The sequence below is a fragment of the Brucella pituitosa genome, from assembly GCF_965577835.1.
GTDB classification, from domain to species: domain Bacteria; phylum Pseudomonadota; class Alphaproteobacteria; order Rhizobiales; family Rhizobiaceae; genus Brucella; species Brucella pituitosa.
Genome location: NZ_OZ264093.1, coordinates 1,536,404 through 1,562,523, shown reverse-complemented (window position 1 = coordinate 1,562,523; position 26,120 = coordinate 1,536,404). Strand labels below are relative to the sequence as shown.

Here is a 26,120-nt window from a genome sequence, read left to right as displayed (position 1 = left end):
TCTAACTCTCTTCAGGAAACGACTGATCGGCAGCATGATTGTGCTGCTGATTGTTATTGTTGGCTGTTTTCTGATGCTGGAAACGGCGCCCGGCGACGCCGTTGATGCCTATGCCGTAAGTTTTGGCGGAGATGCGGCAGCCATTGCCGAAATGCGCGCACGTTGGGGGCTGGATCAATCAATCTGGCACAGACTTGGTGCATATCTTACCACCCTTGCTCAAGGTAATCTTGGCTGGTCAGTCAGTTTCAATCGTCCCATTCTCGATGTCATTCTTGAACGCCTGCCCAACACGCTTTTACTGATGGGTGCTGCGACCGCGCTGTCTTTTGCCTTGGGGTCAGCTTTGGGTATTGTGGCGGGTGCAAAGCCCGGCAGCTTTAGCGACCGCTTTCTGTCTGCCACCTCGCTTGTACTTTATGCCATTCCAGGCTTCTGGCTGTCGCTTGTGTTGGTGATCCTTTTTTCGATCCGCTTGCGCTGGCTGCCTTCAAGCGGGATCGAAACCATTGCCTCTGGTAAAGAGGGGTTGGCACGCGCAATGGACATAGCACGCCATTTAGTGCTGCCGGTTGTATCGCTCGCGCTCGTTTATCTGGCGCTTTATCTCCGTGTTATGCGTGCTTCAATGGCTGATATCTGGCGCATGGATTTCGTCCGTGCATTGAAGGCGCGCGGTATCTCGCGCCCGCGGATCGTGTTGCGCCATGTGGCACGCAACGCGCTTCTGCCGCTTGTGACCATGCTCGGGCTGCAAGCGGCTTCCATGCTGGGCGGCAGCGTGGTGATTGAAAGCGTCTTTGCTGTTCCCGGTCTTGGACGGCTGGCGCAGGAAGCTGTTGCAAGCCGTGACACACCTCTGCTGCTGGGCGTCATTCTCACCAGCGCAATTATGGTCATCGTTGTCAATTTCCTCGTTGATCTTCTCTATCTTTGGCTTGATCCGCGCATAGCCACCGGAAAGGTGAGGCCATGAGCGGGTTGAAACGCTATTTCGGATTGGGGGAGGGCATAGCAGGGGCAATTATTCTGCTCGTGCTGATCGCAGCAGCACTCTTTGCACCGCTGCTCTTTCCCGGCGACCCTTTGCGCATTGTTGCAACGCCTTTGCTCGCGCCTTTCGACAATGCATCTTTTCCGCTTGGAACAGATCGGCTGGGCCGTGATGTGCTGGCCGAGCTTTTTCATGCAAGTCGCACATCGCTGATCGTGGGGCTGACTGCTGCTGGAGCGTCAGTCCTGATAGGCAGCATTGTTGGCACGCTCGCAGGCTTTGCAGGTGGACTTATCGATGAAGTGCTGATGAGGATAACGGAAGCATTTCAGACCGTGCCGGGTTTTCTTCTGGCGCTCGCCTTGGTCAGTATTGCCGGACCTTCGCTGCCGGTCTTGGTTACGGCAATCGCACTATCAAGCTGGACTCAGGCCGCGCGTCTCACGCGAGGACAGGTGCTTTCTATCCGCGAACGTGACTATGTTGCGTCTGCTCGCGTTATAGGTATGCACCCGCTGGAGATAGCTTTTCGTCAGATATTGCCCAATGCCTTGCCGCCGGTTCTGGCGCTTGTGCCGGTGATTGTGGCGTCCGCAATTTTGATCGAGGCGGCACTATCTTTTCTGGGACTGGGCGATCCCAATCGTGTGACCTGGGGCGGCATGATTGCAGAAGGCCGCACGGTTCTGCGTTCGGCGCCGTGGCTATCTATTTTGCCGGGTCTGGCGCTGGCGTTGACTGTCGTCGGTGTCTATCTCGCAGGCGAAGGCATTACACAGGCTTCATCGCGGCGTGAGGTGCAGGCATGAGCGTGCTCGCACATATTGAAAATCTCGGCGTGCGCTATGGCTGCGATACTGCGCTGAACAATCTCGATCTTGATATAAATGCCGGCGAAATGCTTGCCATTATCGGTGAAAGCGGTTCTGGAAAAAGCACGCTGGCGTTGACGCTTGCCGGTCTATTGCCCGCCAATGCGCAGGTTTCAGGCGCGATCCAATGGCCGAATGGAGAACCAAAGCCCGGTCGCGATATCGGGTTCGTATTTCAGGACCCGGCTTCGAGCTTTGATCCGCTCATGTGTGTTGGCGCGCATTTGGTCGAGACAATCCGTGCCCATGAAAAGGTTGATGGCAAAGCGGCAAAAAGCAAAGCGATCAGGCTGCTGGAGCGGGTTCATATTCCTGAACCGGACGACAGTTTCTTACGCTATCCGCACCAGTTTTCTGGCGGGCAGAAACAGCGCATCGCCATAGCGCTTGCGATCGCCGCAAATCCGCATGTGTTGATTGCCGATGAGCCGACAAGTGCGCTCGATACAATCGTGCAAAAGGAAATCGTGGCACTGCTGCGCGCTTTGGTTCAGGCTGATGGCATGACGCTGATCTTCATCACACATGATATTGCGCTGGCCTCCAATCTGGCGGATCGCATCGCCGTTTTCCGCCATGGTGAATTGGTGGAAAGTGGTCCAGCGCGCGCGATCATTGCAAACCCGCAGAGCGATTATACGAAAGCGCTGATTGCAGCGGTTCCCGTGCTGGAGCCTCAACATGGATAGAGCTTTGTTGCAGGCGACTGATCTGACCGTGCGTTATGGCGATAAGCTGGCGCTTGATTATGTAAATCTTGAGATTGCAGCAGGTGAAACGCTGGCGCTGGTCGGGCCTTCCGGCAGCGGTAAATCCACATTAGCGCGGGCGCTTCTAAGGCTGCATTCGCTTGAATCCGGTTCAATCCAGTTTGAGAGTGATGATTGGCTAGCACTCAAAGGCGCTGAATTGAGAAAGCGTCGTGCGCGGATGCAGATGGTGTTTCAAGACCCGCTTTCGGCATTTAATCCACGCGCAACGGTGCATGATCTGCTCAGCGAACCGATGCGCATCCATGGGCTCAGCAGGGATATTTCAGAGCTTTTGCTAAAGGTCGGGCTTGATCCGAAGTTGAGCAAACGCGGTGTGCATGAGATTTCCGGTGGTCAGCGGCAGCGTGTAGCGATCGCCCGTGCACTTGCCACATCGCCCTCTCTCATCGTTTTGGATGAAGCTGTGTCTGCACTTGATGTGACGGTGCGTGGCGCAATTCTGAAATTGTTGCAGGAAATACAGGACGCCGAGGGCACAGCCTATCTGTTCATCACGCATGATCTTGCGGTTGCAACGCAGATAGCCGATCGCATTGCCGTAATGGAACGCGGGCGGGTTGTTGAAAACCGCCCGGCGCGGGAATTGATCGCCGCACGACAAGCGCCTGTAACGAAGGCGCTTATAGATGCAGTACCGAGGGTTTTGGTTTAGGCCTTGCCAAGCTCGATAGAACGCTTGCGTGCTGCATCGACGGCTTCGGCGATCAAATTCTTGAGACGGTCTTCACCCATCAGTACATCCAGCGCTGCAGCTGTTGTACCGTTCGGGCTTGTAACCTGTTCGCGCAGTTTGGTTGGGCTGTCGCTGCTTGCAGCAGCAAGAGCGCCAGCGCCCATAACGGTCTGCATCGCAAGAAGTGCAGCGGTTTCGCGCGGAAGACCGGCAATGACGCCTGCATCAGTCAAAGCCTCGATGAAGTGGAACACATAGGCCGGGCCGGAACCGGAAACGGCCGTTACAGCATCCATCTGTTCTTCGTCGGTAATGCTTGCGACCTTGCCGGACGTTTTGAGCAAGGTTTTGACAAAAGCCGCATCGTCTTCGCTTACATTGGCATTCTTGTAGGTGACAAGCATACCCTTGCCGATTGCGGCCGGCGTATTGGGCATGCAGCGCATGATCTTTGCATCGCTGCCTAGATGCTGCTCGAAGAATGAAACCGGAATGCCAGCAGCCACGCTGACAAAGGTCGCATTCGGTGCAAAGCGCTTATAAGCGGGCAACACATCGCCCATGACCTGTGGCTTGACTGCAATAAGGATCATGCGCGGGTTCAGATCGTCGGACAGGGAATCGGCGCTTGAGCATGCATTCACGCCCACACCCGCAGCCCGGCTCTGAAGCGCTTCTGATGGTTCAACAACATGCACATTCTCGGATTGCAAAATACCGCTGTCGAGCCAGCCTTTCAGCATGGCAAAACCCATATTGCCGCAACCAACGAGAATAACTGTATCTTGCATGAGAATGTTCCGCCTTCATGAATCGAGAGTTTAAGCACTGTCGTTTGTTGGGTCCGATATAGCCCTCCATAAACACAAACCGCAAGGCGCGAAGGCAAAAACTCTGGAGAAGAGACGCGCTTTAATGTTTCAAACTTGCAATCAATTCTTTGTTGAACAGATGCTGTTTTATGGATAGGTCTCTTTCTGGAAAATAATTACGACCTAATAAAATCTGTTGTAAATCATTGCTTTAAAAGGTGAGCCAATGCTTGGAAAAGCTTTCCATATCGTGCGTGTAGCCGCAATCGCGGCTGGTGTTATGGCAGCAGGTGCGGCTGCAGCCGAAACGCCAAATGGTCCTGATTGGGGTGTCAAGGCAATCAGCAAGCTTTCGGATGCTGATCTTGTTATTACGTCACCTGCGGGTAAAGCCTTTATGGACAAGCTTGCACCCGATCATGACAAGGCCTGTGGTAAGCCAGACGAAAATCGTCCGGATTTCGACGAATATTGTTCATGGGCTTTCAATAATGAAGAGGCTGATTTCGATATTCTTCTCGGCATTAAAGACAACAAGATCGTCAGTGTCGTAGCATCCACTGTGCCTGAAAATAACGATGTCTGGGTATGCGAAAAAACACAGAAGGATATTCCGGAAAGCGATTTGCAGACGTGTAATGTTCGGTCTGCGGATGAGAAAAGCCGCACGCATTGGTCGGAAAGCTGGGAAAGCTTCCTGAACTCCATCAACTAAGCGTTTTGCATTGTTAATGGTTATAGTGAGCAGTGCCGACGAAAGTTGGCACTGCTTTCTTTTTTATAATTTTACTGTGATTTATTGATTGCTTACTTTTTCTGTTCCAATATGTCGAGCGCATAGCATTGAGGGGAACAATGGATCCGGCATTAACGACTGGCGTGCCATCAGCGGAAGCTTTCACGCATGTTCGCATTATCATCGGCATTATTCTTGGCCTTTGCGTATCACGTTTGTTGACGGGCTTTGCCCGTTTCATTCAGCACCCGGACAAGCAGAAAATTTACCCTGTGCACATGGCGTGGGTTGCGTTTATTTTGTTGTCTGTAATTCACTTTTGGTGGTTCGAGTTTAATCTGCGGGTTATACCTCTCTGGACATTTGAAATCTATTTTTTCGTTATTTTTTACGCGGGGCTTTACTTCCTGCTGTGCACTCTTCTCTTCCCCGATAGCCTTGAAGGATACACTGGCTATCGCGATTATTTCATCTCGCGACGTAAATGGTTCTTCGGAATTCTTGCGCTGGTCTATATTGCTGACGTCGTGGATACGCTGCTTAAAGGTTTTGAACATTATCAAAACTACGGCATTGAGTATCCTATTCGTGTCGGCGCGCTGATTGTGGGAAGTCTTATAGCGATGTTCACCGATAATCGGCGTTATCATGCGATCTTTGTCACCATCGCATTGCTTTACGAAATAGCCTTCACACTCAGGCATTTTGCGACTTTATCCTGAAACTTGGTCACTCAGAGATTGTCATCTTAGTTGATGACGCTTATTGGCATGTTTTCAGGATCAAGGCGGTGTATCCCAAGGCACCGCTTGTTTAAAACGGAGCATTCGATATGGCCCAATTGATCGATGGCAAGAAGCTCGCCGAGGATGTGGTTTCCACGGTGAAGCGTGAGACCGAAAAGCTCGTCAATGCGACCGGGATTGTACCCGGTATTGCAGTGGTTATCGTCGGCGAAGACCCGGCAAGCCAGGTTTATGTGGCCTCGAAGGGCAAGAAGGCCAAGGAATGCGGCTTTGTTTCCGTTCAGCACGATCTGCCGGAAGATGCATCTGAGCAGGAACTTCTCGACCTGATCGACAGCCTGAACAATGATCCGGCGATCCACGGTATTCTGGTGCAGTTGCCGCTGCCAAAACACATCGATTCAGGTCGCGTTATCCAGACAATCTCGCCGGAAAAGGACGTTGACGGCTTCCATTTCATCAATGTGGGCAAGCTTGGCACCGGCGAAGTCGACACGGCTTTTGTTCCATGTACGCCCGCTGGCGCAATGATTATGATCGAGCGCGTTCATGGTCGCGATCTGTCGGGCCTCAATGCCGTTGTGATCGGTCGTTCCAACATTGTCGGCAAGCCTATGTTCAATCTGTTGCTTGCAGCAAATGCGACCGTGACCGTTGCGCACAGCCGTACCAATGACCTACCTGCGATTGCGCGCACTGCAGATATTCTGGTTGCCGCAGTCGGTCGTCCGCAGATGGTCAAGGGCGACTGGGTCAAGCCGGGTGCGACGGTGATCGATGTGGGTATCAACCGTATTCCTGCGCCCGAAAAGGGGGAAGGTAAGACGCGTCTTGTTGGCGATGTCGATTTTGCGGATGCAGAAAAGGTGGCCGGTGCCATTACGCCAGTTCCGGGTGGCGTCGGTCCGATGACCATTGCCATGCTGATGGCGAACACTTTAACGGCTGCTTGCCGCAGTGCTGGTTTCGAAAAGCCAGTATTTTGAAACAACTTAGAGGCGCATTTTGCGCCTTTTTGTGAAGTTTCTGTCAATTTGAGAGGCAAAGCGGCGTAAAAACCGCTTTGCCTTATTTTATTGATGCCGCTTATCAGAAAACTGAAGCGCCTTCATCGGCCCGTCCGGCAATCTGACGGAAGGCGCGGAAGAGTTCACGTCCCATTCCGTGTTCATTGCCTGAGAGATCAGGACGCTGTTCGATGCGCTCATCAAGAAGCGCATCACTGATCAGCACTTCCAGAGTTCCGTTTACGGCATCAAGACGAACAATATCGCCATTGCGGATTTTTCCAATCGCGCCACCGTCGAGAGCTTCCGGTGTCACATGGATGGCCGACGGCACCTTGCCGGATGCGCCGGAAAGACGGCCGTCGGTAACGAGTGCAACACGCTGTCCGCGATCCTGCAAAATGCCAAGCACAGTCATCAGCTTGTGCAGTTCGGGCATACCATTGGCTTTCGGCCCCTGATAGCGAACAACTGCGATAAAGTCGCCGGTGAGGTCGCCAGCCTTGAAGGCTGCCTGCAATTCGGCCTGATCGTTGAAGACTTTCGCTGGTGCTTCAATGACATGGCGGTCAGGCTTCACGGCGGAAACTTTGATGATCGCATTGCCGATATTGCCGGTCAGAACTTTGATGCCGCCTGTCGGTTGGAAAGGCGAATGGATCTTCGCCAGAACCTTGTCGTCGCCACTCTTTTCCGGAACCGGTTCTCGAATAACAGTGCCATTCGCACCGAGTTTTGGTTCAATCGCATAAGGGCGCAAACCTTCACCCCAGACGGTGCGGACATCTTCGTGCAAAATTCCGCCGTCGAGCAATTCGCGGATCAGGAAGCCCATGCCGCCAGCAGCATGAAAATGGTTCACATCGGCAAGGCCGTTCGGATAGACCCGTGCCAGAAGTGGAACGACATCCGATATTTCCGAAATATCCTGCCATGTGAGCTTAATGCCTGCGGATGCCGCCATTGCGATCAGATGGATCGTATGGTTGGTCGAGCCGCCCGTGGCGTTTAACCCGATGATACCATTGACGAAAGACCGCTCGTCCAGCATCTCGCCAACAGGCGTGTATTCATTGCCGCAAGCCGTAATCGCCAGCGCGCGCTTGGCAGCTTCGCGGGTGAGGGCATCGCGCAATGGCGTGCCGGGATTGACGAAGGATGAGCCGGGCAAATGCAGGCCCATGATTTCCATCAGCATCTGATTGGAATTGGCAGTGCCATAGAAGGTGCATGTGCCGGGGCCATGATAGGATTTTGATTCAGAGATCAGCAATTCTGCGCGCCCGACTTTGCCTTCGGCATAAAGCTGACGGGTCTTTGCCTTTTCGTCATTTGGCAGGCCGCTCGTCATCGGACCGGCAGGAATGAAGACCGCTGGCAGATGCCCGAAGGTCAGTGCGCCGACGATCAGCCCTGGTACGATCTTGTCACAGACGCCGAGATAGACTGCAGCATCGAACATATCATGCGAGAGGCCGACGGCTGCTGCCATGGCAATCACTTCGCGCGAAAACAGCGAAAGCTCCATTCCGGCAAAGCCTTGTGTAACGCCATCGCACATTGCAGGCACACCGCCTGCAACCTGTGCTACACCGCCTGCTTCGCGCGCGGCTTTGCGGATCAGTTCAGGATAGGTTTCAAACGGCTGATGCGCCGAAAGCATGTCATTGTAAGCGGTAATGATGCCGAGGTTAGGCACGACGTCGGCGGTGAGAGCCGCCTTGTCATTCGGGCCGCAGGCTGCAAAACCGTGGGCTAGATTGGCGCATCCAAGGATTGAGCGATGCGGCTTGCGGGAAGCCGCCTCGCGCACGCGCCCAATATAGGCTTCGCGGGTCGGTTTCGAGCGCTCAATGATACGCTCGGTGATGGCCTTGATATGGGTATGCGCAGTCTGCGTCGTCATGGGTATCACCTGCTGTAATATTGCCAGGCTTGCCTGTGGCTAATTATAAAACCCACAGTCCCAAACGCAAACTGCTGCGTTCGATGGGACTGTTAGCTCGTCCAGTAGAGTTGTATCGGCTTGCGGGCGTGGTGGAACACGGCGCGAACCGGCATTTCATTTTCGTCGTCGTTGGCGAGTGCTTTCTCAAGCGTTGCCTGCTTGGCAGCGCCTTCGATATGCAGAACAAGCATGTCTGCTTCGACCAGCAGCGGCAAAGTCAGTGTCAGACGCTTTTCGCCTGCGCCTTCCGCATGAATTGGCAGAACGACGGCCTTGGTCTTTGGATCGATGGCCTGATCGAGCCTGTCAGCATTCGGGAAGAACGAGGCCGTATGGCCATCATTACCCATGCCGAGCACAACGACATCGAAAGGACGGCGCAATGCGTCGATGCGATTTGCTGCTGCAAGTGCAGCGGTTTCTGCGGTCGCTGCCGGATTATAGAGGCCCACAAACTTCGCAACGCCTGCGTGATCGCGCAACAGGTGGTCGCGCACCAGCTTTTCGTTGGAACGCTCGCTGGTCGGTGCCACAAAACGCTCATCGACGAGCGTGATTGTAACAAGCGTCCAGTCGATCATCTTGCGAGACAGGATGTCGAACAGCTTGAGCGGCGTTGTGCCGCCGGAAACAGCGAGCGTCGCTTGCCCCCGATCAGCAATAGCGGCAGCCAGCTTGTCCGCAATCGCTTCAGAAAGCGACTGTGCCAATTCCGTTCCGCTGGTAAAATCGTGCCGTTCGATGCTCATGCCATACCTTTCAAGTCAGGACAGAGCGAGCACCCCCTACCAGGTATTCGCGCTCGCTCTTTCTTTTTGGCACAAAGACTGATCCGGAAATGTCTGTCAACGTCTCCGGGTCTTTGCTTTATCAGCTTTCGTGCCAGGTCCGTCCATCACGCTCGATAAGAGCGATCGAAGACGACGGACCCCATGTGCCTGACGTGTAGCCCTGAACCTGCTGGTTGTTCACATCCCAACCCTTGAGAATAGGGTCAACCCAGCGCCATGCAGCTTCAACTTCGTCGCGGCGCATGAACAGGGTCTGGTTGCCACGAACAACGTCCATGATCAGGCGTTCATAGGCATCCGGGTTACGTTCATTGAACGACTCGGCGAAGCTCATGTCGAGCGGAACGTGACGAAGACGCATTCCGCCCGGACCTGGATCCTTAATCATCAGCCACTGCTTCACACCTTCATCAGGCTGCAGACGGATGACGAGCTGGTTGGCGACGACCTTGCCAGCATTTTCGCCGAAGATCGAATGCGGGATCGGCTTGAAGGTGACGACGATCTCCGAAACGCGCGATGCAAGACGCTTGCCCGTGCGCATATAGAAAGGAACGCCAGCCCAACGCCAGTTGTCGATTTCAGCCTTCAGCGCAACAAAGGTTTCGGTGTTGCTGTCGTCGCTGCCGAGATCTTCGAGGTAGCCCTTAACAGGGCCGCCTGCGGATGCACCGGCGCGGTACTGACCGCGAACCGTAACGTCTTCGACATTGGCCGTGGTGATTGGCTTCAGCGAACGCAGCACCTTGACCTTTTCGTCATGCACGGCATCTGCTTCGAGCGACGAAGGCGGCTCCATGGCGACGAGGCAGAGAAGCTGCAGAATATGGTTCTGCACCATATCGCGAAGCGCGCCTGCGGTGTTGTAATAGCCTGCACGGCCTTCAAGGCCGACGGCTTCGGCAACCGTGATCTGCACATGATCGATATGCGCGGAATTCCACAGTGGCTCATAAAGAGCATTGGCAAAGCGCAGAGCCATCAGGTTCTGAACGGTTTCCTTGCCCAGATAATGGTCGATACGGAAAATCTGGTCTTCGCGGAAAACGCTGCCGATCGTGTCGTTAAGCGCGTTGGCGGATTCAAGATCGCGGCCAATCGGCTTTTCAACGATGATGCGCGTGTCGCGGGTGATAAGGCCATGCGACTTGAGACGGTTAGCAATGTCACCAAACAGTGTTGGGCTTACAGCAAGATAGAAAGCGCGGATCTTCTCCGGCTTTTTGCCAATAGCTTCCTTGAGAGCGGCCCAACCATCTTCGGATTTCGCATCAACTGCGACATAGGTAAGGCGCGCAATAAATGCTTCGACTTCCTTGGCGTCGATTTCTGAAGCCTTCACATGCTCGTTGATCGCATCCCGTGCAAACTTGCGATATTCCTCATCTGTCATAGCGCTACGCGACGCGCCGATGATGCGTGTCGGCTCACTGAGCTGACCTGCACGCTGACGTTGATACAGCGCAGGAATCAGTTTGCGTTCGGCAAGATCGCCGGAACCGCCAAAAACGATGCAATCGAAGGGCTCTACCGGTATTATCTGGCTGGTCATATATTGCTCTCTTCCACTTCTGACGCAAATCACTTCGCTAATAGCAGATTGCGATTTTCGTGCAGCCTTTGTCTATAATCTAATCGATTTAAATTCAACCATCCAATGTAACATTCTCGCGAATGTTGCCAATTACAGCTGTCATTGCATCTCGGTTAACCGCATATGCATAGATGACATGTTCAACATAGAGCCATATTCAGGCATGAACACAGCAGTGCTGAACAAAGTTTTTACTGATTTGACGGGCGGATCATATCCCACATCCGCAAAGGAGAATGACATGAAGAGGCTGCAGGACAAGGTTGCGATTATCACAGGCGCTGGATCGGGTTTCGGTTCAGCCATAGCGCGCCGATTTGCAGCCGAGGGTGCCAAGGTCGTGCTGGCCGATGTGAATGTGAAACGTCTGGAAGACGAACTTGCCGATATCGGTAAAGATGCGTTGTCCGTGCAGGCCGATGTGTCACGCAAGGACGATATGGAGCGGCTGGCACGTGCGGCATTCGACAAGTTCGGTCGCATCGATATCATGGTCAACAATGCCGGTTTCACGCATCGCAACATGCCGTTGACGGAAGTAGATGAGCATAGTTTTGATCTCATCAATGCGGTTAACATGAAGGCGATTTATTATTCGACATTGCTTGTCGCGCCGATCATGGAACATCAGGGCAGCGGCGTGATCATCAACACGGCATCTGCAATGGCCAATCGTCCGCGCAAAGGTCTTACGTGGTTTGCAGCTTCCAAAGGCTGGGTTGTGAGCGCGACCAAGGCGATGGCGCTTGAGCTGGCCGAAAAGAACATTCGCGTCAACTGTATCTGCCCTGCTGAAAGTGACGGCGAAGCTTTGGGGATGTTTCTCGCAGAAGACACCCCCGAGGCACGCGAGAGCCTGAAAGGCTCAATCCCGCTCGGACGGTTTTCCAAACCGGAAGATATTGCGGAAGCCGCACTCTTTTTGGCGTCGGACGCATCATCGATGGTGACCGGAACCGCACTCAGCGTCGATGGCGGTTATTCAATCTAATAACCCGCTTCGCTCAGGAAGTCGTTGAATATGGCTTCCAGTCTTTCGTGGCGTTCCGCCGCCATCTGTCTTCCGGTTTCAGTTTTGAAACCGGAGGCAAGTTTGAAAAGCTTGGTGCGGAAGTGATCCAGCGCATAGCGTTTGTCGTCAAGAGGGCGGTTTTCGGCCTTTGGGTCTTGCCAATCATAAAGTGCGCTGCCCATGCGGCCTGCAATGTAAAAGCAGCGTGCGGCCCCAATGACGCCGATTGCATCGAGCCGGTCCGCATCTTGTAAAATCTTAGCTTCAACAGTACGTGGTTCAATATTGGCTGAGAAGCTATGTGCCTCGATTGCATGAGCTGTTGCTGCGATCCGTTCTTCATTCCATCCAAGCTCACGCAGGAGATTGGCGGCTTTTTCTGCGGCTAATCCTGATGCGCGATGGCGATCCGGTGAGTTCTTTTCGACGCTGACGCAATCATGGAGCAGGGCTGCTGCGCATAATATTTCGGCGTCTCCGCCCTCAGTCTGCTGAATGAGGGCCGCATTTTTCCATACGCGAGCAAGATGGGACAGATCATGTGATCCGTCCTCATGGCTGTCGATTGCGTGTGGCAAAAGCTTGGCTGCAAGAGCATCGTAGGGCGCAAAAATATGTGTCGTCATGGCTTGTCTCAAAGAATCGGGGAATGAGGGTAATTATCGCCCTCATGCATCAATTCTGTGAAGCTTTTCTCAGAACACCCCAGTTATAAATTGCTCCCGCACCCATGAGCGCGCATGTGCAGAGGAATACTGCGGGCATTCCAAAGCGACCGCCAATAAACCCGCCAGCAACGGGACCTGCGACCTGACCCACATACTGCGCCGAAACTGAAAGCCCGAGCACACTGCCTGCGACCCGGTCGGGAACATTGTGGCGGATGACGCTGCTGATACAGGGTAAAAGGCCCCCCAATGCCAGCCCCATCAGAAAGCGCAGGCCAATCAGCTGCCAGGCTTGCGTGACAAAGGCTTGCGGGATCAGCAGGAGCGCTGCAACGGTCAATGCGCCGATGATAACGCGGGTATGGCCGATACGGTCTGCGAGACGGCCAAGTCTGGAGGCAGACAGTATGCTGCCGAGCGCTGCAACAGCCATTACAACGCCGGAAATCAGCGTCACTTTGGTTTGGTCATCCATCAGTTGCATGACATAAACGGTGATGATCGGTTCAATAGACATATTGGCGAACATCAACAGCATGCCTGTTGCGAGCATCGCAATAATTGGTTTGCGATCTGGAATGGCAGCCCAGACCGATTCCTTGTTCTCTTCCTTGCTGCGCTTGGGTGGTTTCCGTTCCTCACGGATCAGAAACGTGGTGGCGAGGAAGGTGAAAAAAATCACGCTGCCGGCCAGCCAGAAAGTCGCGCGGATACCGATCAATGGCGGCAGCGCGCCGCCGAGCAAAGGGCCAGCCAGGTTGCCGCCCATAATGCCTGCCGAAAGTGCACCCAGCGCCCAGCCAGTTTTGTCTTTAGGCGTTTGCGTAGCGACGAGGATCATCGAACCCGACGAGTAGCCCCCGGCAACGCCGACGAACAGTCGCAGAGCTACCAGTTGCCAGATATCTGTGACCATGCCCATCAGCGACATGGCAATTGCCATGCCAAGGCTCGCCCGGATCAGCATCAGCTTGCGGCCATAAAGATCGCCGAGCTTGCCCCAGAACGGAGCTACAATTGCGGCTGCGAGAAAGGTAGCGCCATAGGCAATACCGGACCATTGCACGATAGCGGCGTGATCGGCGACGCCGAGTTGTTCCACGTAGAGCGGCAGAAACGGCAGAAGTAACGACATGGCAACAAGCGTCGTAAAGGAGCCAACGAGGCAGATAATAAGGTTCTGCTTCCAATAGCGTTCCTGATTCTCGTCATTTGCAATCGCGGCTGACGATTGTGTCGTGGCCTTGCCGCCGCTTGTGGCGTGCTGGGTGCTCATGCTGTGTTCCGTGTCTTCTATGCGTGATTGCATTGTATGCCATTTTGGGATACCAAAACGGAATACACACATGCGCCTGTCCTGACGGCTTGTCAATCAGCCGCTAGCGTGGGGGATTTGAAGTTCCTGCAATTTGTATTGCATTCACGTTTAGGAACTTCAAATCCGTAACCCACGCTAGATTCAAAACTTTACTAGTATGGCTTTGGGCCCGAAATTCGCTCAGGTGGCTGCGTTGCAGGGATGCGAATTTCGGGTCCGCCATACTAGCCAGAATTATCGAGGGTCTAATGTCACAGATGCGTCAAGTCGAAGAACAGCTTCGCGATATGATCCTCGGGCTTGAATTGGGGCCGGGCGAGCGGCTGACCGAACGCTGGATCGAAGCGCAGTTTAATGCTTCGCGCACGCCAATCCGGGCAGCACTTTTGCGTCTTGAGGCCGAAGGGCTTGTCGGGCGGGAAGGGCGCGGCTGGACTGTTTCGCCGATCAATCTCGCGGAAATTGAACAGATCGGCGTTTATCGTGAGGCACTGGAGATTGCCGCCCTCAATGTCACTTGCGCGCTGGAAGATCGCAGTGGCGTCGAGGCAATTGCCGAAATGCTGAACAGTTGCGATGCCAAAAGCACACGCGAGGAATGGCATCGTGTGGGCATGGATTTTCACATCGAACTTGCGCGACTTTCAGGCAATGAATTTCTGAGCCGTGGTGTTCGCGATGCCATGCAGCGGCTGTCACGAGCGCGCTGGCTTGAAGTGCGCGACGCGGACGCGCTGGCGCGTGCGTGGCAGCAGCATCGCGCAATTCTTGATGCAGTGCGGGAAGGAGATGCGTCTCAAGCCACGGCTCTGATGACATCGCATCTGGGAGGAAGCCGGTCGCGCCTGATCGATAATCTGCGCGAGGACCGGCGGGGTTTGAAAGCGCGTGGCTTTGCGGTGGTTAGCGGCTAAAAGCATTTCCAGTAAAAGTGCGAAGCGCCTCCGCAGGAAAATCAGTTCACCGGACTGATTTCTTTTCCTGCTGCGATGCATAGGATAATGCGTAAAAACAGTAAATTCACCATTCAGGCAACTTGTGTCCGTCACGGTCAAAATGGGATGGTCGTCCTTCTTTGATGCCCACGTCGCGCAGCAAATATTCCGGCGAATTTTCGCTGATGACGTAATGGCTCGGCTTCCGCTTGAACAAGCGTGCAATCCACGCGTGCAGGCCGGAAGAGGCCATTTTTTCAGGGCAAACAACGGCAATCGCTGATGAGTTGATCTCAACATCACGCATGGTCGGTCTCGATTTTTTCTGAGCTTAAAGCCTAGTGGGAAGCTGGGCTTTCGGTTAAACTGTACCTATAGTTATGACAGAAAAACGCGTTGTTTTCCAATTGAACGTCGATTATGATGTATAAGGAGAATTTATGCATCATGACGTCGCCCTTACCGCCACTCTCAGCCATTCGCGTTTTTGAATCCGCTTCCCGCCATGCGAGTTTTACGCGTGCTGCGGAAGAGCTTGGAATGACTCAGGCTGCCGTCAGCTATCAGATAAAATTGCTGGAAGAGCGCGTCGGTGCGCCGCTGTTTCTGCGAAAGCCACGCCAGGTGGAATTGACCGAACTGGGCAAGCGTCTCGCACCTTCCATCAATGAAGCTTTTGAAGCCATGCGGACGGCATTTGCATCGGCACGCGAAGACACACAGGGTGTTTTGACGATCAGCGCTGTAGTGACTTTCGCGTCCAACTGGCTGGTTCAGCGATTGGGGTCGTTCCAGATGCAGCATCCGGCGCTAGCTGTGCGGCTGGATACATCGAATGATATGGTCGATTTTTCGACCTCGAATGTCGATATGGCTATCCGCAGCGGAAGTGGTGACTGGCCCGGTATGATCTCGCATGAGCTGATTAAAGCGCAGTTCACGCCAATGCTCAGCCCTAAGCTTATGGAGTCGGTCGGGGGTATTAAAGAACCTGCTGATCTGTTGCGTCTTCGCGCTGTCGATCCCACCGATCCATGGTGGAATATCTGGTACAAGGCTGCCGGAATTGAAAACCCGGAAATAAAGGGTAACGCATTCAGCCGTTATGGTGCGCAACATCTCGAAGGGCGAGCAGCCGCTGCCGGGCAGGGTGTGGGCATCCTTACGCCTGCCTTTCACGCGGCAGAACTGGCATCCGGGCAATTGATCCAGCCCTTTGATCTTCTTTGCGACGATGGACGAGCCTATTGGCTGGTCTATCCCAAAGTGCGAAAGAATATGCCCAAAGTCCGTGCCTTTCGTGAATGGATTTTGAGCGAGCTAAGTTAAAGCTTGCAGACGAATACCAAGGTCTTCGATTTCCGTATCTGCGAAAACTTCGATGCCATGGCCGCGAAGAAGAGTGGCGGTGACACCGGCACCAGAATGCTTCTGGCCGATGAATTTGCCATCATAGATCGTGCGACTGCCGCAAGATGGGCTACCATCGATTAACAGAGCAAAGCGGCAATCATTTGCTTTTGCCACGGCAAGCGCGGCCTGAGCACCGGCGACAAATTGTGCGGTTACATCGCCGCCGGTTTCTTCAATGACGCGGCCTTTTCCGGAAAGAACGGCCTCACCATCGCCTCCCGCAGCGATTTCTGCAGGGAGGCGCGGTACGCTGAAGCCCGCCATCAATTCGGGACAAACGGTCACGAGTCGCCCTTCGGCACGCCACTGATCAACAAGTGGATGCGCAAGCGGCTTTGCTGATCCGTTGTAACGGACTGGATGACCCGCAAGGCAGGCGCTGATCAGTATTTTGCCGCTCATGGCATCGACTTTCTTTATGGATGTGGATTTGGGAAACCGTGCCGCTCAGCAAGCACTGCGAGAATCGCATCCTTGTCGGAAACGAAAGCATTGCCCTCATTCTCGCCGGTCTGGTGGACCGAGCGATCACCTTTCGCCAATATGAACAAAGGCAAAGACTGGTTTTCTTCCCCTACAAGCGCAATGACTTCATGCCTCGGTCGCGGCCAGGCGATCCGCTTGATGTCTAGGTTTTTTCCGAGTTCAGGAAATGAAGCCAGAACACCTTCCATCAAGGCGCAATGCTCGCAATAGAATTTTTGACCGGGATAGGCCGGGTCCTCAAAACCCGGCTGCAAAAGGTAAAGCGTATCGCGATTTATCATCTCAACTTCCATTATTGAAACAGGACGCCATCGTCATGCTTGAGGGACTCGGCTAAGTTCTTCGTTCACATTAGCAGCCAGTTCGAAAAAGCGCTGACGAATTTGCGGTGCAAAGTCATTTGCACGTTCGATGGCATGGAAAACCTCCGGTGCATCATGGCGCACCATGCTCACCGCTTGCATGATGAGATCGAAGCTCTTCGTCGTCATGCGCGTGGGCAATGGCTCCATCTGCACCAGCACTTTTGCGATCAGATGTGTCAGCCCCTGAACCATGGCCGCATCGCGATCATGGTCTTCGGGCGTTGTTACGATGACATCAAGCGCCAGATGCTTGCGCAGGAATGCGCCTATGCGAAGTGCTTGCGTGCCACGAACCGGGCAAATTGCAATCTTCAGACCAGAGATCCCGTTGCGTGCGCTTTGCGGGCCAAACAGCGGATGCGTGGCGACAATATCGACATGATCCGGCAGACCTTTGAGCATGATATTGGCTGGGACAACCTTCACCGATCCGACATCCATAACCAGCGCGCCGGGCCGCAGATGCGGCGCAATTGCTTCAACGACTGCTTCAAGGTTTGATACGGGTGTTGCCAGAATAACGATGTCGCAACGGGCTGCATCTTCGATTGCCGCAAGTGTTACGGAAAGCGCGCCTGCAACATTATCCAGTCTGGCGACAGGATCATAAGCATACAGCCGGTAATACGGGCTCAGGTAACGGGCGATAAGTTGCCCGAATGCACCAAAGCCGATAATGCCGATTGTTTTATGCTGATGATTTTCGTCGAAAGACATAGACTGACCTCTGAATGGCTGGATCGCCAGAGGCACTGTCTTCAAACTAAACCGCTGGCAATGCAGCGGTTGAACTATGACAAAGCAAACCCGCCGCTATATGAGCGGGGCGTAATAAGACCGGGTGTTGATGAGCGCTTTAATCATGGTGCTTTGCTATTCCTGCCGGGACGCATTGTCAATGACTTGAATGCGCCCCGACGTTCAATCGTTCAAAGGTTGCTGACGCCGCCGTCAACCTGAATTTCCGAGCCGACAACGAATGTCGATTCATCGGAGGCGAGAAACACCGCAGCTTTGGCAAGCTCAACGGGCTTGCCCATCCGTCCAATTGGCACGAGCTTGCGTATATCCGCACGCAAGGCTTCTTCTTCATCGGCAGCAAGTCCCAACTTGCCAAAAGCCGGCGTTTCCGTTGGGCCGGGACTCAGACCATTTACACGAATGCCGCGATCGACAAGCTCGCCGGAAAGTGTCCGTGCGAGCGAAAGAATCCCCGCCTTGCTGGCAGCATAGACACTGCTTTGCGGTAAGCCGATATGTGCGCTGGCCGATCCGCATAGGATGACGGATGAGGGGTTGGCAAGAAGTGGTAGCAAAGCTTTGATGAGAAAGAATGGCCCTTTCAGATTGATCGCCATCAGTCGGTCATAGGCTTCTTCGGAAAAGTCCTGCAGCGGGCTATGGGTGACGTCGCCCGCATTTATGTAAAGGGCATCAAGGCGTGGCCATTGTTCTGCAAGCGTCTTTGCAAGCTGCTCCTGTGCTGCAACATCTCCTGAATCACTTTGGATTTTGAGAACACTGTCAGGCAGCTCGCGAGCCGCGTCTTCCAGACCTTCCGCCTTACGGCCTGTAATGGCTACGGTCGCGCCTTCAAGGGCAAATTGTCTGGCTGTTTCAAGCCCGATACCGCTCGTACCGCCTGTGATAAGCGCATATTTTCCTTCAAGACGACCCATAATTCACCTTTCTGCAGCCGAAGCATTTTCGCTTCCGAGAGAAAGGACATTGTGTCTATTAGTATCCAATGTATAGTAGGCACCAATTTGGTACTAAAGGAATAATTTTCCAATCTGGAGATCACGTTCATGGGTGACATATCGAGTGAGGTGTCCACCGACAGTCGGTGCCCCATGGTTGATTTCGTCAATCTGATTGCTGGAAAATGGGCGATACCGATCCTGTATCGGCTGATTGTCACGGATGGTCCCATCCGTTTTGGTGAATTGCAGCGTGCTGTCGCGCCGATTACACAGAAAGAACTGACGCGGCAGTTGCGGTTGTTTGAAACGCGCGGTTTGATCACGCGTGCCGTTTACCCGGAAATGCCGCCAAGAGTGGAATATGAAGTGACGCCGCTCGGCAAAACATTGCGCGGCACGCTTGATTCACTTGCCTGCTGGATGCAGGCAAATGGATCAAAGCTGAAGGTTTGACAGACACGTACCAAGCGGGGTGGCGACTTTGACAGTTGTAGGAGCGACATTCGTTTCCTCAAAAATGTCGCCGATGATGAAAACCGGACCCTATCACCCGTTTAAGATCAGTTCTTTCTTGGCCGACATTACCGATTGGACTTTCCCTTGAGTCCTCCTCATTCCAGCGATGTGAGAAATTATGGAGCAGATAAATCTGCTCCTTACTTAACCCCGATCAATTTGTGAGCCTTCAAATCGCTCCAATTCGTGCCGAAATATCCAACTTTCGAAGTAGATCTTACGTCTATTCGTGGAGGCTTTCGCCCGGATTGCTGGAATATTTTCAGATGGATCATCGGGTATGATCAGATTCGTAGTCTTGGGGCGAAGCAACTGAAGCAGACTATCTGCGCAACACGGATTGAAGCTTCAAATTTTTGATTTGGTGCATCGTGCTTTGCTAAATCCAAGCCGATTTGAGCCCGATGCCAGGCACTCGAAGAGCGGAGGGATACATGTCAGCAGATAATAACTCGCACTCGCCTCGCAATCGTGCGCGACGGCATTTTCTAGGGGCTGCCGCAGGAATGGCCGCGAAAGCTGCAGCACTTGGTGCGTTGGCTTCGTCCCTGTCATCGCTACCAGCACGTGCTTTGGGTACGAAATGGTGGGAGCATGGCGGCGGTTCCGGCAGCAATTGTCTCCTCAAAGGCACGCTCATCGATACACCAAAAGGACCTGTACCGGTCGAAAAACTGGCTATAGGCGATCTGGTGAAAACGGTTCGCGGTGAAACGCTGCCGATTAAATGGGTTGGGTGGCAATGCCTCGTAAGCTCCGGCACGGATTGGAATGAAAGCATCATGCCAATCCGCATCGAGCGTCACGCACTGGGTGGCAAGCTTCCTCGGCGCGATCTTTATCTTTCGCCAAACCATGCGCTGTTTATCGACGGCGTTCTCATCCGTGTAAAAGATCTGGTGAACGGGCATTCAATTGCGCGCATTTCAGAAGATGATGCCATCGACTATTACAACATCGTGCTCGACAGCCACGAAGTCGTCTTTGCAGAGGGAATGGCGGTTGAAACCTATCTGATGCGCGGTGAGAGCTATATGAGCTTCACGAACTTCACTGAATATCAGCAGCTTTATGCTGATGAACCGCTGGTTACCATGAAGCCTTTCGCGCCAATCATGGGTTATGAAGGCGCGCGGGAACATATGCACGCTCTGATGTGTATGAGTGGCGTGCTCCCTATGCGGGATGTCGTGGAAGAAACCTATCAGCGACTGGCAACAGCATCGGCCCAAAAATCGATTTCGATTTTTGGAAAGCACGTTGCGTAATTCATGAAATCAGTGTGCTCGAGTAAGTGTAGTTTAGAGTATCAGAGCATGAAAAGCAGCAGGCGGTACATCTTCTGATGTTCCGCCTGCTTTATTAGAGCATAATCCGACCGGTGTGAAACGAGGATAGATAAGACTATGCTTAAAACAGAACAAGTTAGAGCGCCGATCTGATCCAAAATCAGATCGAAACGCGCTCTAAATGCGATCCATCAGCGCATACCACGACAGCGCGACGAAGAGGAGGGGCGCCCGGAACGTGCGGCCGCCCGGAAACGCAGGAATGCGCAACTCTTCAAAGAGTCTCAGACTTTCACGCTTACCGCTGATGACCTCTGCGTAAAGCCTGCCCATATAGTTGGCCAGCATCACACCATGGCCCGAGTAGCCGCCTGCCGAAATGACGCCGGGCATCACCTCGCGTACAAAGGGCTGGCGTGGCATGGTTATGCCAACCGATCCGCCCCAGGCTTGCGTGATTTCGACCTTGTCCAGCGCTGGGTAGATTTCCGCGATCTGTCGGCGGATATGTTCGCTTATGTCGCGAGGATTGTCGGCCGTATAGGCCTCGCGACCACCAAACAGCAGGCGACCATCCTTGGATTTACGGAAGTAACGCACAACGAAACGCGAGTCATCAACCGACTCTCCGCCGGGAATGACTGGACTGTCATCACCCAGAGGCGCTGTTGCGCCAATGAATGACCTGATCGGCATCACATGTGCAGCACTCACCGGCTCCAGATCGCCGCCGTGAGCATTTACGGCAAGAAACGCATTCTTTGCTGAAATCGTGCCTCGCGGTGTTTCCACTTCGATGCGACCGCTTACCGTGCTGATCTTTGTGGCCCTGGTGTTCTCAAAAATATGTGCACCGGCCTCAGCGGCAACTCTGGCCAGCCCAATCAGCAATTTCAGCGGATGAATGTGACCTGTGCCGGCATCATAAAGGCCACCGTGATAGCGGCTTGAACCAAGCAGTGTGGCCATTTCCTCCCGCTCGACGTAATGAACATGCGGATAGTTGAAGCGCGTCGCCATCAATTCCGCATGTTCCTGATAGTGCTTGAGATAACGTGGCTTGTGCACGGCAGAGATCTGGCCAGGCACATATTCCATGTCGATATTATGTTCGCGCGCAAAGCCGAGGAGATGTGCCTTAGCTTCTTCCGCTATGTTGAAGAGAGCTTTCGCGCGTTCAAAGCCATATTGCTTTTCGAGATCTTCTGCCCAAGTTCGCTGGCCCGTACCAAACTGCCCGCCATTGCGCCCCGAAGCGCCATCGCCGAAGCGAGCAGCTTCAATCAGGACAACGTCAGCTCCCTGCTTTGCCAGATGATAAGCCGCTGAAAGCCCTGTGTAACCGCCTCCAATGACGACGACATCCGCCTGTCGTGCACCATCCAATTCGGGATATTGCGGACGTTCTGAAACGCTCGCTTCGTACCAGGAGAAGCCGGGCGAGATTGGGCTTTGATAGGACATGTGGAACCGGTCAGACGTTGAGCAGCAGGAACTCACGCTCCCACGGGCTGATGACTTCCATGAAGGTTTCAAATTCGGCACGCTTGATCGCTGCGTAAGTGGTTACGAACGAGCTGCCGAACAGGTTGCGCAATTCCTGATCGTTTTCAAACAGTTGCACTGCTTCAATCAAACCACGCGGAAGGTCGATCTCCTTGGTGTTGACGCTGGTCGATGCGGGCTGATCCGCTTCGATCTTGTTGACCATGCCGATCAGGCCGCAGGCAAGCGAGGCAGCAAGTGCCAGATATGGATTGGCATCTGACGATGGAATCCGGTTTTCAACGCGTCTGCCGCCAGGCTCTGAGCGCGGCACACGGAATGCCGTTGTGCGGTTGTCATACCCCCATTTGACGTTGACCGGAGCGGAAGCGTCTGGCGTCAGGCGGCGATAGGAATTTACATAAGGGGCGAACATCACAAGCGCGTTAGGCACATGCCGCTGCATACCGCCGATGAAGTGGCGGAAGGCTTCGCTTTCACTGCCATCTTCGTTGGAGAAGATGTTGCGACCAGTTTTCTTATCGACAATTGACTGGTGGATATGCATGGCCGAACCCGGCTGGCCCTGAATAGGCTTGGCCATGAAAGTTGCATACATGTCGTGCTTAAGCGCTGCCTCACGGATCGTGCGCTTGAACATGAAGACCTGATCAGCTAGCTCGACCGGATCGCCGTGGCGCAAGTTGATTTCAAGCTGGCCAGCGCCTTCTTCGTGGATCAGCGTATCAATCTCAAGGCCCTGACCTTCAGAGAAATGATAGATGTCGTCGATCAGTTCATCGAACTCGTTGACGCCCGCGATCGAATAGCCCTGACCGCCGCCAATGGCGCGGCCGGACCGGCCGACCGGAGGGGTCAGCGGATAATCCGGGTCTGGATTTTTACGTACCAGATAGAACTCGATTTCCGGCGCGACCACTGGCTTGAGGCCGCGCTTGTTGTAAGCAGCCACAACTGAGCGCAGCACATTGCGCGGAGTAAACTCCACCGCACGACCATCCTGATAAACTAGGTCGCAAATGACCTGTGCCGTCGCATCAGATTCCCATGGTACAGTGCAGAGGGTCGAAAGATCGGGCATCAGTTTCAGATCGCCGTCGTCTTCCGGATACTGGAAGCCATGGCCATCTTCCGGGTAATCCCCTGAAATCGTGGTCATGAACACGGCTGATGGAAGCGCCAGCGAGGTGTTCGACGTGAACTTCTTCGATGGCATCATCTTGCCGCGGGCAACGCCAGCCTGGTCGGGGGTGATGCATTCGATGTCTTCAATGTCGCGCCATGCCAGCCATTCTGTGGCTTGCTTCCAGTTCTTCACGCCGCGAAGCGATTTGACATAAGCAGGCGTACGGCGACGCGGCGCACGCGTTACCTTCTTTTCCGTCGTATCAGCAGACATCCAACACCAAAAAATGATTTCGTATGGCGTCATGATAGCGGGGCTAGGCCCTGTTGACAAATGAAGCTTTGCTCAAAAATACAAGTATATTCGGGGGATCAAGGTGGTTCTGCTATCGTTTTGCCATGATTGCTAAAATAGGTTGCGATCAGACATTATGAGGAGTGTTCTGATGCTGAAAACAAGAGCCGATGCTACCCGTCTGGCGGCGGCATCGCTTGCTATTCTGCCACTTTTGGGCGTGCAGGCGCACGCCTATGAAAAGACGATGGCTTGCATGCTGGTGGTGGAAGCTGACAGCGGTAAAGTGTTAACAAAAGAAGGTGCAGGTTGCGCAACCCGCATCAGTCCTGCATCGACTTTCAAAGTTCCTTTGGCCGTCATGGGGTTTGAGAGCGGAATTTTAAAAGACGGACATGATCCGGTCTGGCCCTACAAGAAAGAATATAAGGCTGAGCTTGAGTTCTGGCGCCACGATACAGATGCGACCCGGTGGGAAGAGAAATCCGTTGTCTGGTTTTCGCGTGAGCTGACGAAAAAGCTTGGAATGAAGGACTTCCAGAAATTCACAGACAGCTTTGATTACGGCAATCGAGATTTGTCCGGTGATAAGGGCAAGAATAATGGCCTGACGCAGTCATGGATCAGTTCGTCACTTGAAATTTCACCGGAAGAACAAGTCGCTTTCCTACGCAAATTGCTTGCCAGGCAATTACCGGTCTCGGCTCAGGCTGCAGAAAAAACGATGAGCATATTGCCAATCGAGAAGCTCGATAATGGTTGGACGGTGCATGGCAAGACTGGCTCCAGTGTTGAGCGCGACGCACAGGGCAAAATCGACCGTAGCCGTCAATTTGGCTGGTATGTTGGCTGGGCGGAAAAAGATGGCAAGCAAGTCGTCTTTGCAAGGCTTAACCGGAATGCCGAGCGCCAGAAAGGTGGTATGGGTGTGCCGACAAAAAATGAGACGTGGGACGCATTGGAACATTTGTTAAAGTAGTACTGGTGTTAAAGTAATACTGGCGGACGGCGGAAAATTGGGAGTATAGGCTGTGCTCCCAATCGTCTTCTGGACAAAATGCAATGATCGTTCGCCCGCGCCCGCCCTTGTGGAAACTGTTCTTCATCCTCAAAGGCTCCATCGTCACGCGAATATTGCCGCAGATATTTGCGGTCTTCGCGCTATCGTTCATCGTCGTTTGGGCGCATCGCGCTTTTCCGGGTTGGGTGCCAGCATTCAATAATGGCACGGCATTCGCGTTGCTCGGTATTGCGCTTTCGATCTTCCTCGGTTTTCGCAACAATGCCTGCTACGACCGTTGGTGGGAAGCGCGCAAAGTTTTTGGCAAGCTGGTCTATGTCACGCGCGGTTTTGCTCGTGAGACTTTGGTTCTCAATCAACTGCCCGGAGTGGATGGCACACGCGAGAAACTGCTTCGCTATGTTATAGCATTTACGCAATCTATGGTGCCGCATCTTCGCCCGGGTGATGGGCAAACAAAGGCGCTTAAGTGGCTGACTGCTGACGAACAAAAGGCTTTTGAAGCAAGCCGTAACGGGCCTGATCTCATCCTGCGCAAGATCGGCGAGATGCTAGCAGAACTGCGCGGTACCGCGCGCATCGGTGCCATCGATTTTCAGACGTTCAATGCATCAGTGAATGGGTTGGCGGAAGTGCAGGCCGCCTCTGAGCGTCTGCGTTTTACGCCGGTCCCTTTCGGCTATACTTTGCTTTTGCACCGCACAGCCTATCTGTTCTGCTTTTTCATTCCCTTTGGCTTTGCCGATATGCTCGGCTGGGGTACGCCTTTTGCAACCACTCTGGTTGCTTACACCTTCTTTGGCCTGGATGCTCTGGGGGATGAGCTGGAAGAGCCATTCGGCACGCTGCCCAACGATTTGCCGATTGGCGCGATCGCGGATACGATTGAGATCAATTTGCGGGAAGCTATGGGGGAAACGAATTTGCCAGACCTGCCGCAGCCGAAAAACTACCTGCTCATGTAAAAAAGAACCCGACTGGCAGAGCCAGCCGGGGAGGTCAGTCAGGTCAATCCAACATGAATGAACTGGTATATCAAGTTCTAATATATGCTCTTTGAATGAAACGACCGGAGTGAGACATTTCGCTCGTCATACCCCGTCACCACAGCTTCGCCGAGGCGAATAACACGGTGACGACGGCGATTGTCGAGAATGTCATCCTTTTTCGTGGGTGACGATAACCGGGATCAGAAGATCACCCCAGTTGCCGTCGCCGTTCTCGTGTTGCCGAAGGCACACAAAATGAAGGAACATGGCGATGACGGCGATTGTCGAGAATGTCATCCTTTTTCGTGGGTGACGATAACCGGGATCAGAAGATCACCCCAGTTGCCGTCGCCGCCATGATGACGAGCCGAGCGGACCAGTTCCACGGAAACGCCTGCCTCGACCGCCTTCATGACGGTGTAGTTGAGGCGATGCAGATCGTTGGCGAGCATACGGATAACGGTCTGCTGATCCGTGGTCATGCTTGAAGATTGTTCTTCTGCTCTTTCCTTGACGCGTGCTGGCGAATTCAT

General features: G+C 53.6%; 29 protein-coding genes. 14 read left to right on the top strand and 15 right to left on the bottom strand.

The features are described from left to right. Positions 1-34 precede the first annotated feature (34 nt). From ACSME1_RS18520 to ACSME1_RS18505, 4 genes are read left to right on the top strand one after another with little or no spacing between them, the layout of a single operon-like run. On the top strand, positions 35-976 hold the full coding sequence (locus tag ACSME1_RS18520) for an ABC transporter permease (protein WP_435655168.1): 942 nt from the start codon (positions 35-37) through the stop codon (positions 974-976). After that, positions 973-1,803 (top strand): ABC transporter permease, encoded by an 831-nt coding sequence (locus ACSME1_RS18515; protein ID WP_100556877.1) that lies wholly within the window; start codon positions 973-975, stop codon positions 1,801-1,803. Before ACSME1_RS18520 ends, ACSME1_RS18515 begins: the two co-directional genes overlap by 4 nt. Continuing rightward, entirely contained in the window at positions 1,800-2,555 is a 756-nt protein-coding gene (locus ACSME1_RS18510; protein WP_435655167.1) for an ATP-binding cassette domain-containing protein, read from the top strand. The genes ACSME1_RS18515 and ACSME1_RS18510 overlap by 4 nt, the downstream gene beginning before the upstream one ends. Next, positions 2,548-3,291 carry an ABC transporter ATP-binding protein gene (locus tag ACSME1_RS18505; RefSeq protein ID WP_435655166.1) on the top strand — a complete coding sequence of 248 codons (744 nt, stop codon included), beginning with the start codon at positions 2,548-2,550 and terminating at the stop codon, positions 3,289-3,291. The genes ACSME1_RS18510 and ACSME1_RS18505 overlap by 8 nt, the downstream gene beginning before the upstream one ends. On the opposite strand, the gene proC is transcribed toward ACSME1_RS18505, so the two are convergent. Beyond that, positions 3,288-4,103, bottom strand: coding sequence for a pyrroline-5-carboxylate reductase (proC, locus tag ACSME1_RS18500; RefSeq protein WP_435655165.1), 816 nt, complete (start codon positions 4,101-4,103; stop codon positions 3,288-3,290). The two genes, ACSME1_RS18505 and proC, sit on opposite strands and share 4 nt — an antisense overlap. Before the next feature lie 247 nt (positions 4,104-4,350). On the opposite strand from proC, the gene ACSME1_RS18495 reads away from it, so the two are divergent. The 3 genes from ACSME1_RS18495 to folD all read left to right on the top strand — a co-directional run bounded on the left by ACSME1_RS18495 (position 4,351) and on the right by folD (position 6,592). Beyond that, positions 4,351-4,839 carry a hypothetical protein gene (locus tag ACSME1_RS18495; protein WP_024896428.1) on the top strand — a complete coding sequence of 163 codons (489 nt, stop codon included), beginning with the start codon at positions 4,351-4,353 and terminating at the stop codon, positions 4,837-4,839. A 140-nt stretch (positions 4,840-4,979) separates the two neighbouring features. Continuing rightward, on the top strand, positions 4,980-5,582 hold the full coding sequence (locus ACSME1_RS18490; RefSeq protein ID WP_024896427.1) for a hypothetical protein: 603 nt from the start codon (positions 4,980-4,982) through the stop codon (positions 5,580-5,582). 110 nt (positions 5,583-5,692) lie between these two features. Beyond that, positions 5,693-6,592 (top strand): bifunctional methylenetetrahydrofolate dehydrogenase/methenyltetrahydrofolate cyclohydrolase FolD, encoded by a 900-nt coding sequence (folD, locus tag ACSME1_RS18485; RefSeq protein ID WP_111787048.1) that lies wholly within the window; start codon positions 5,693-5,695, stop codon positions 6,590-6,592. Positions 6,593-6,695: 103 nt separating this feature from the next. Here folD and edd read toward each other — a convergent pair whose 3' ends face one another. From edd to zwf, 3 genes are all read right to left on the bottom strand, one after another. Continuing rightward, complete coding sequence (gene edd, locus ACSME1_RS18480; protein WP_435655164.1) at positions 6,696-8,519, bottom strand: phosphogluconate dehydratase; 1,824 nt, start codon at positions 8,517-8,519, stop codon at positions 6,696-6,698. 92 nt (positions 8,520-8,611) lie between these two features. Then, the gene (gene pgl / locus ACSME1_RS18475; RefSeq protein WP_435655163.1) at positions 8,612-9,310 is read right to left on the bottom strand and encodes a 6-phosphogluconolactonase; all 699 of its coding nucleotides are present in this window, start codon (positions 9,308-9,310) and stop codon (positions 8,612-8,614) included. A gap of 121 nt (positions 9,311-9,431) precedes the next feature. Next, positions 9,432-10,904, bottom strand: coding sequence for a glucose-6-phosphate dehydrogenase (gene zwf, locus ACSME1_RS18470; protein ID WP_132227934.1), 1,473 nt, complete (start codon positions 10,902-10,904; stop codon positions 9,432-9,434). Positions 10,905-11,187: 283 nt separating this feature from the next. Between zwf and ACSME1_RS18465 the strand changes: the two genes are divergently transcribed. After that, positions 11,188-11,937 (top strand): SDR family oxidoreductase, encoded by a 750-nt coding sequence (locus tag ACSME1_RS18465; RefSeq protein WP_105706185.1) that lies wholly within the window; start codon positions 11,188-11,190, stop codon positions 11,935-11,937. Here the strand turns inward: ACSME1_RS18465 and ACSME1_RS18460 are convergent. Both ACSME1_RS18460 and ACSME1_RS18455 read right to left on the bottom strand, forming a co-directional pair. Next, complete coding sequence (locus tag ACSME1_RS18460; protein ID WP_435655162.1) at positions 11,934-12,584, bottom strand: HD domain-containing protein; 651 nt, start codon at positions 12,582-12,584, stop codon at positions 11,934-11,936. The genes ACSME1_RS18465 and ACSME1_RS18460 overlap by 4 nt on opposite strands. 49 nt (positions 12,585-12,633) lie before the next feature. Further along, on the bottom strand, positions 12,634-13,902 hold the full coding sequence (locus ACSME1_RS18455) for a multidrug efflux MFS transporter (RefSeq protein WP_435655161.1): 1,269 nt from the start codon (positions 13,900-13,902) through the stop codon (positions 12,634-12,636). A gap of 290 nt (positions 13,903-14,192) precedes the next feature. On the opposite strand from ACSME1_RS18455, the gene ACSME1_RS18450 reads away from it, so the two are divergent. Next, positions 14,193-14,858: a GntR family transcriptional regulator gene (locus tag ACSME1_RS18450; protein WP_424577640.1), complete on the top strand. Its 666-nt coding sequence runs from the start codon at positions 14,193-14,195 to the stop codon at positions 14,856-14,858. Positions 14,859-14,964: 106 nt separating this feature from the next. On the opposite strand, the gene ACSME1_RS18445 is transcribed toward ACSME1_RS18450, so the two are convergent. Next, entirely contained in the window at positions 14,965-15,186 is a 222-nt protein-coding gene (locus tag ACSME1_RS18445) for a hypothetical protein (RefSeq protein WP_435655160.1), read from the bottom strand. Between the two features lie 140 nt (positions 15,187-15,326). Between ACSME1_RS18445 and ACSME1_RS18440 the strand changes: the two genes are divergently transcribed. Beyond that, positions 15,327-16,208 (top strand): LysR substrate-binding domain-containing protein, encoded by an 882-nt coding sequence (locus tag ACSME1_RS18440; protein ID WP_100556889.1) that lies wholly within the window; start codon positions 15,327-15,329, stop codon positions 16,206-16,208. On the opposite strand, the gene ACSME1_RS18435 is transcribed toward ACSME1_RS18440, so the two are convergent. From ACSME1_RS18435 to ACSME1_RS18420, 4 genes are all read right to left on the bottom strand, one after another. Beyond that, positions 16,200-16,694, bottom strand: a complete 495-nt coding sequence (locus ACSME1_RS18435; protein ID WP_424577642.1) for a DUF523 domain-containing protein — start codon at positions 16,692-16,694, stop codon at positions 16,200-16,202. The genes ACSME1_RS18440 and ACSME1_RS18435 overlap by 9 nt on opposite strands. 14 nt (positions 16,695-16,708) lie before the next feature. Further along, a complete protein-coding gene (locus ACSME1_RS18430; RefSeq protein WP_435655463.1) occupies positions 16,709-17,056 on the bottom strand; it encodes a DUF3088 domain-containing protein in 348 nt (115 codons plus the stop codon). Between the two features lie 36 nt (positions 17,057-17,092). Further along, entirely contained in the window at positions 17,093-17,860 is a 768-nt protein-coding gene (locus ACSME1_RS18425) for a prephenate dehydrogenase/arogenate dehydrogenase family protein (RefSeq protein ID WP_424577643.1), read from the bottom strand. A 212-nt stretch (positions 17,861-18,072) separates the two neighbouring features. Next, positions 18,073-18,822: an SDR family oxidoreductase gene (locus ACSME1_RS18420; protein ID WP_435655159.1), complete on the bottom strand. Its 750-nt coding sequence runs from the start codon at positions 18,820-18,822 to the stop codon at positions 18,073-18,075. A gap of 129 nt (positions 18,823-18,951) precedes the next feature. On the opposite strand from ACSME1_RS18420, the gene ACSME1_RS18415 reads away from it, so the two are divergent. Further along, entirely contained in the window at positions 18,952-19,299 is a 348-nt protein-coding gene (locus tag ACSME1_RS18415) for a winged helix-turn-helix transcriptional regulator (protein ID WP_435655158.1), read from the top strand. A gap of 497 nt (positions 19,300-19,796) precedes the next feature. Next, a complete protein-coding gene (locus ACSME1_RS18410; protein ID WP_424577645.1) occupies positions 19,797-20,630 on the top strand; it encodes a Hint domain-containing protein in 834 nt (277 codons plus the stop codon). A gap of 198 nt (positions 20,631-20,828) precedes the next feature. Here ACSME1_RS18410 and ACSME1_RS18405 read toward each other — a convergent pair whose 3' ends face one another. Further along, the gene (locus ACSME1_RS18405; protein ID WP_424577646.1) at positions 20,829-22,115 is read right to left on the bottom strand and encodes an NAD(P)/FAD-dependent oxidoreductase; all 1,287 of its coding nucleotides are present in this window, start codon (positions 22,113-22,115) and stop codon (positions 20,829-20,831) included. A gap of 10 nt (positions 22,116-22,125) precedes the next feature. Beyond that, positions 22,126-23,556 (bottom strand): glutamine synthetase family protein, encoded by a 1,431-nt coding sequence (locus ACSME1_RS18400; RefSeq protein ID WP_024896409.1) that lies wholly within the window; start codon positions 23,554-23,556, stop codon positions 22,126-22,128. Between the two features lie 172 nt (positions 23,557-23,728). Between ACSME1_RS18400 and blaOXA the strand changes: the two genes are divergently transcribed. Then, positions 23,729-24,556, top strand: a complete 828-nt coding sequence (gene blaOXA, locus ACSME1_RS18395) for a class D beta-lactamase (RefSeq protein ID WP_424577647.1) — start codon at positions 23,729-23,731, stop codon at positions 24,554-24,556. A gap of 83 nt (positions 24,557-24,639) precedes the next feature. After that, positions 24,640-25,563: a bestrophin family protein gene (locus ACSME1_RS18390; protein WP_435655157.1), complete on the top strand. Its 924-nt coding sequence runs from the start codon at positions 24,640-24,642 to the stop codon at positions 25,561-25,563. Between the two features lie 192 nt (positions 25,564-25,755). Here the strand turns inward: ACSME1_RS18390 and ACSME1_RS18385 are convergent, their stop codons facing one another. Together ACSME1_RS18385 and ACSME1_RS18380 are read right to left on the bottom strand one after the other, a co-directional pair. After that, positions 25,756-25,884 (bottom strand): hypothetical protein, encoded by a 129-nt coding sequence (locus tag ACSME1_RS18385; RefSeq protein ID WP_435655156.1) that lies wholly within the window; start codon positions 25,882-25,884, stop codon positions 25,756-25,758. Next, positions 25,881-26,120: an SMc00767 family acetate metabolism repressor gene (locus ACSME1_RS18380; protein WP_024896406.1), complete on the bottom strand. Its 240-nt coding sequence runs from the start codon at positions 26,118-26,120 to the stop codon at positions 25,881-25,883. The genes ACSME1_RS18385 and ACSME1_RS18380 overlap by 4 nt, the downstream gene beginning before the upstream one ends.

Excerpts from the sequence above, each read along its gene's own strand:
- ACSME1_RS18390 (WP_435655157.1), top strand. The coding sequence starts at position 24,640 with ATGATCGTTCGCCCGCGCCCGCCCTTGTGGAAACTGTTCTTCATCCTC.
- edd (WP_435655164.1), bottom strand. The coding sequence starts at position 8,519 with ATGACGACGCAGACTGCGCATACCCATATCAAGGCCATCACCGAGCGT.
- ACSME1_RS18455 (WP_435655161.1), bottom strand. The coding sequence starts at position 13,902 with ATGAGCACCCAGCACGCCACAAGCGGCGGCAAGGCCACGACACAATCG.
- ACSME1_RS18415 (WP_435655158.1), top strand. The coding sequence starts at position 18,952 with ATGGGTGACATATCGAGTGAGGTGTCCACCGACAGTCGGTGCCCCATG.
- folD (WP_111787048.1), top strand. The coding sequence starts at position 5,693 with ATGGCCCAATTGATCGATGGCAAGAAGCTCGCCGAGGATGTGGTTTCC.
- ACSME1_RS18510 (WP_435655167.1), top strand. The coding sequence starts at position 1,800 with ATGAGCGTGCTCGCACATATTGAAAATCTCGGCGTGCGCTATGGCTGC.
- ACSME1_RS18385 (WP_435655156.1), bottom strand. The coding sequence starts at position 25,884 with ATGACATTCTCGACAATCGCCGTCATCGCCATGTTCCTTCATTTTGTG.
- ACSME1_RS18420 (WP_435655159.1), bottom strand. The coding sequence starts at position 18,822 with ATGGGTCGTCTTGAAGGAAAATATGCGCTTATCACAGGCGGTACGAGC.
- ACSME1_RS18445 (WP_435655160.1), bottom strand. The coding sequence starts at position 15,186 with ATGCGTGATGTTGAGATCAACTCATCAGCGATTGCCGTTGTTTGCCCT.
- ACSME1_RS18495 (WP_024896428.1), top strand. The coding sequence starts at position 4,351 with ATGCTTGGAAAAGCTTTCCATATCGTGCGTGTAGCCGCAATCGCGGCT.
- ACSME1_RS18405 (WP_424577646.1), bottom strand. The coding sequence starts at position 22,115 with ATGTCCTATCAAAGCCCAATCTCGCCCGGCTTCTCCTGGTACGAAGCG.
- ACSME1_RS18380 (WP_024896406.1), bottom strand. The coding sequence starts at position 26,120 with ATGAATTCGCCAGCACGCGTCAAGGAAAGAGCAGAAGAACAATCTTCA.
- proC (WP_435655165.1), bottom strand. The coding sequence starts at position 4,103 with ATGCAAGATACAGTTATTCTCGTTGGTTGCGGCAATATGGGTTTTGCC.
- ACSME1_RS18515 (WP_100556877.1), top strand. The coding sequence starts at position 973 with ATGAGCGGGTTGAAACGCTATTTCGGATTGGGGGAGGGCATAGCAGGG.
- ACSME1_RS18435 (WP_424577642.1), bottom strand. The coding sequence starts at position 16,694 with ATGAGCGGCAAAATACTGATCAGCGCCTGCCTTGCGGGTCATCCAGTC.
- blaOXA (WP_424577647.1), top strand. The coding sequence starts at position 23,729 with ATGCTGAAAACAAGAGCCGATGCTACCCGTCTGGCGGCGGCATCGCTT.
- ACSME1_RS18425 (WP_424577643.1), bottom strand. The coding sequence starts at position 17,860 with ATGTCTTTCGACGAAAATCATCAGCATAAAACAATCGGCATTATCGGC.
- ACSME1_RS18440 (WP_100556889.1), top strand. The coding sequence starts at position 15,327 with ATGACGTCGCCCTTACCGCCACTCTCAGCCATTCGCGTTTTTGAATCC.
- ACSME1_RS18465 (WP_105706185.1), top strand. The coding sequence starts at position 11,188 with ATGAAGAGGCTGCAGGACAAGGTTGCGATTATCACAGGCGCTGGATCG.
- ACSME1_RS18490 (WP_024896427.1), top strand. The coding sequence starts at position 4,980 with ATGGATCCGGCATTAACGACTGGCGTGCCATCAGCGGAAGCTTTCACG.
- ACSME1_RS18400 (WP_024896409.1), bottom strand. The coding sequence starts at position 23,556 with ATGTCTGCTGATACGACGGAAAAGAAGGTAACGCGTGCGCCGCGTCGC.
- ACSME1_RS18450 (WP_424577640.1), top strand. The coding sequence starts at position 14,193 with ATGTCACAGATGCGTCAAGTCGAAGAACAGCTTCGCGATATGATCCTC.
- zwf (WP_132227934.1), bottom strand. The coding sequence starts at position 10,904 with ATGACCAGCCAGATAATACCGGTAGAGCCCTTCGATTGCATCGTTTTT.
- ACSME1_RS18410 (WP_424577645.1), top strand. The coding sequence starts at position 19,797 with ATGTCAGCAGATAATAACTCGCACTCGCCTCGCAATCGTGCGCGACGG.
- ACSME1_RS18520 (WP_435655168.1), top strand. The coding sequence starts at position 35 with ATGATTGTGCTGCTGATTGTTATTGTTGGCTGTTTTCTGATGCTGGAA.
- ACSME1_RS18505 (WP_435655166.1), top strand. The coding sequence starts at position 2,548 with ATGGATAGAGCTTTGTTGCAGGCGACTGATCTGACCGTGCGTTATGGC.
- pgl (WP_435655163.1), bottom strand. The coding sequence starts at position 9,310 with ATGAGCATCGAACGGCACGATTTTACCAGCGGAACGGAATTGGCACAG.
- ACSME1_RS18460 (WP_435655162.1), bottom strand. The coding sequence starts at position 12,584 with ATGACGACACATATTTTTGCGCCCTACGATGCTCTTGCAGCCAAGCTT.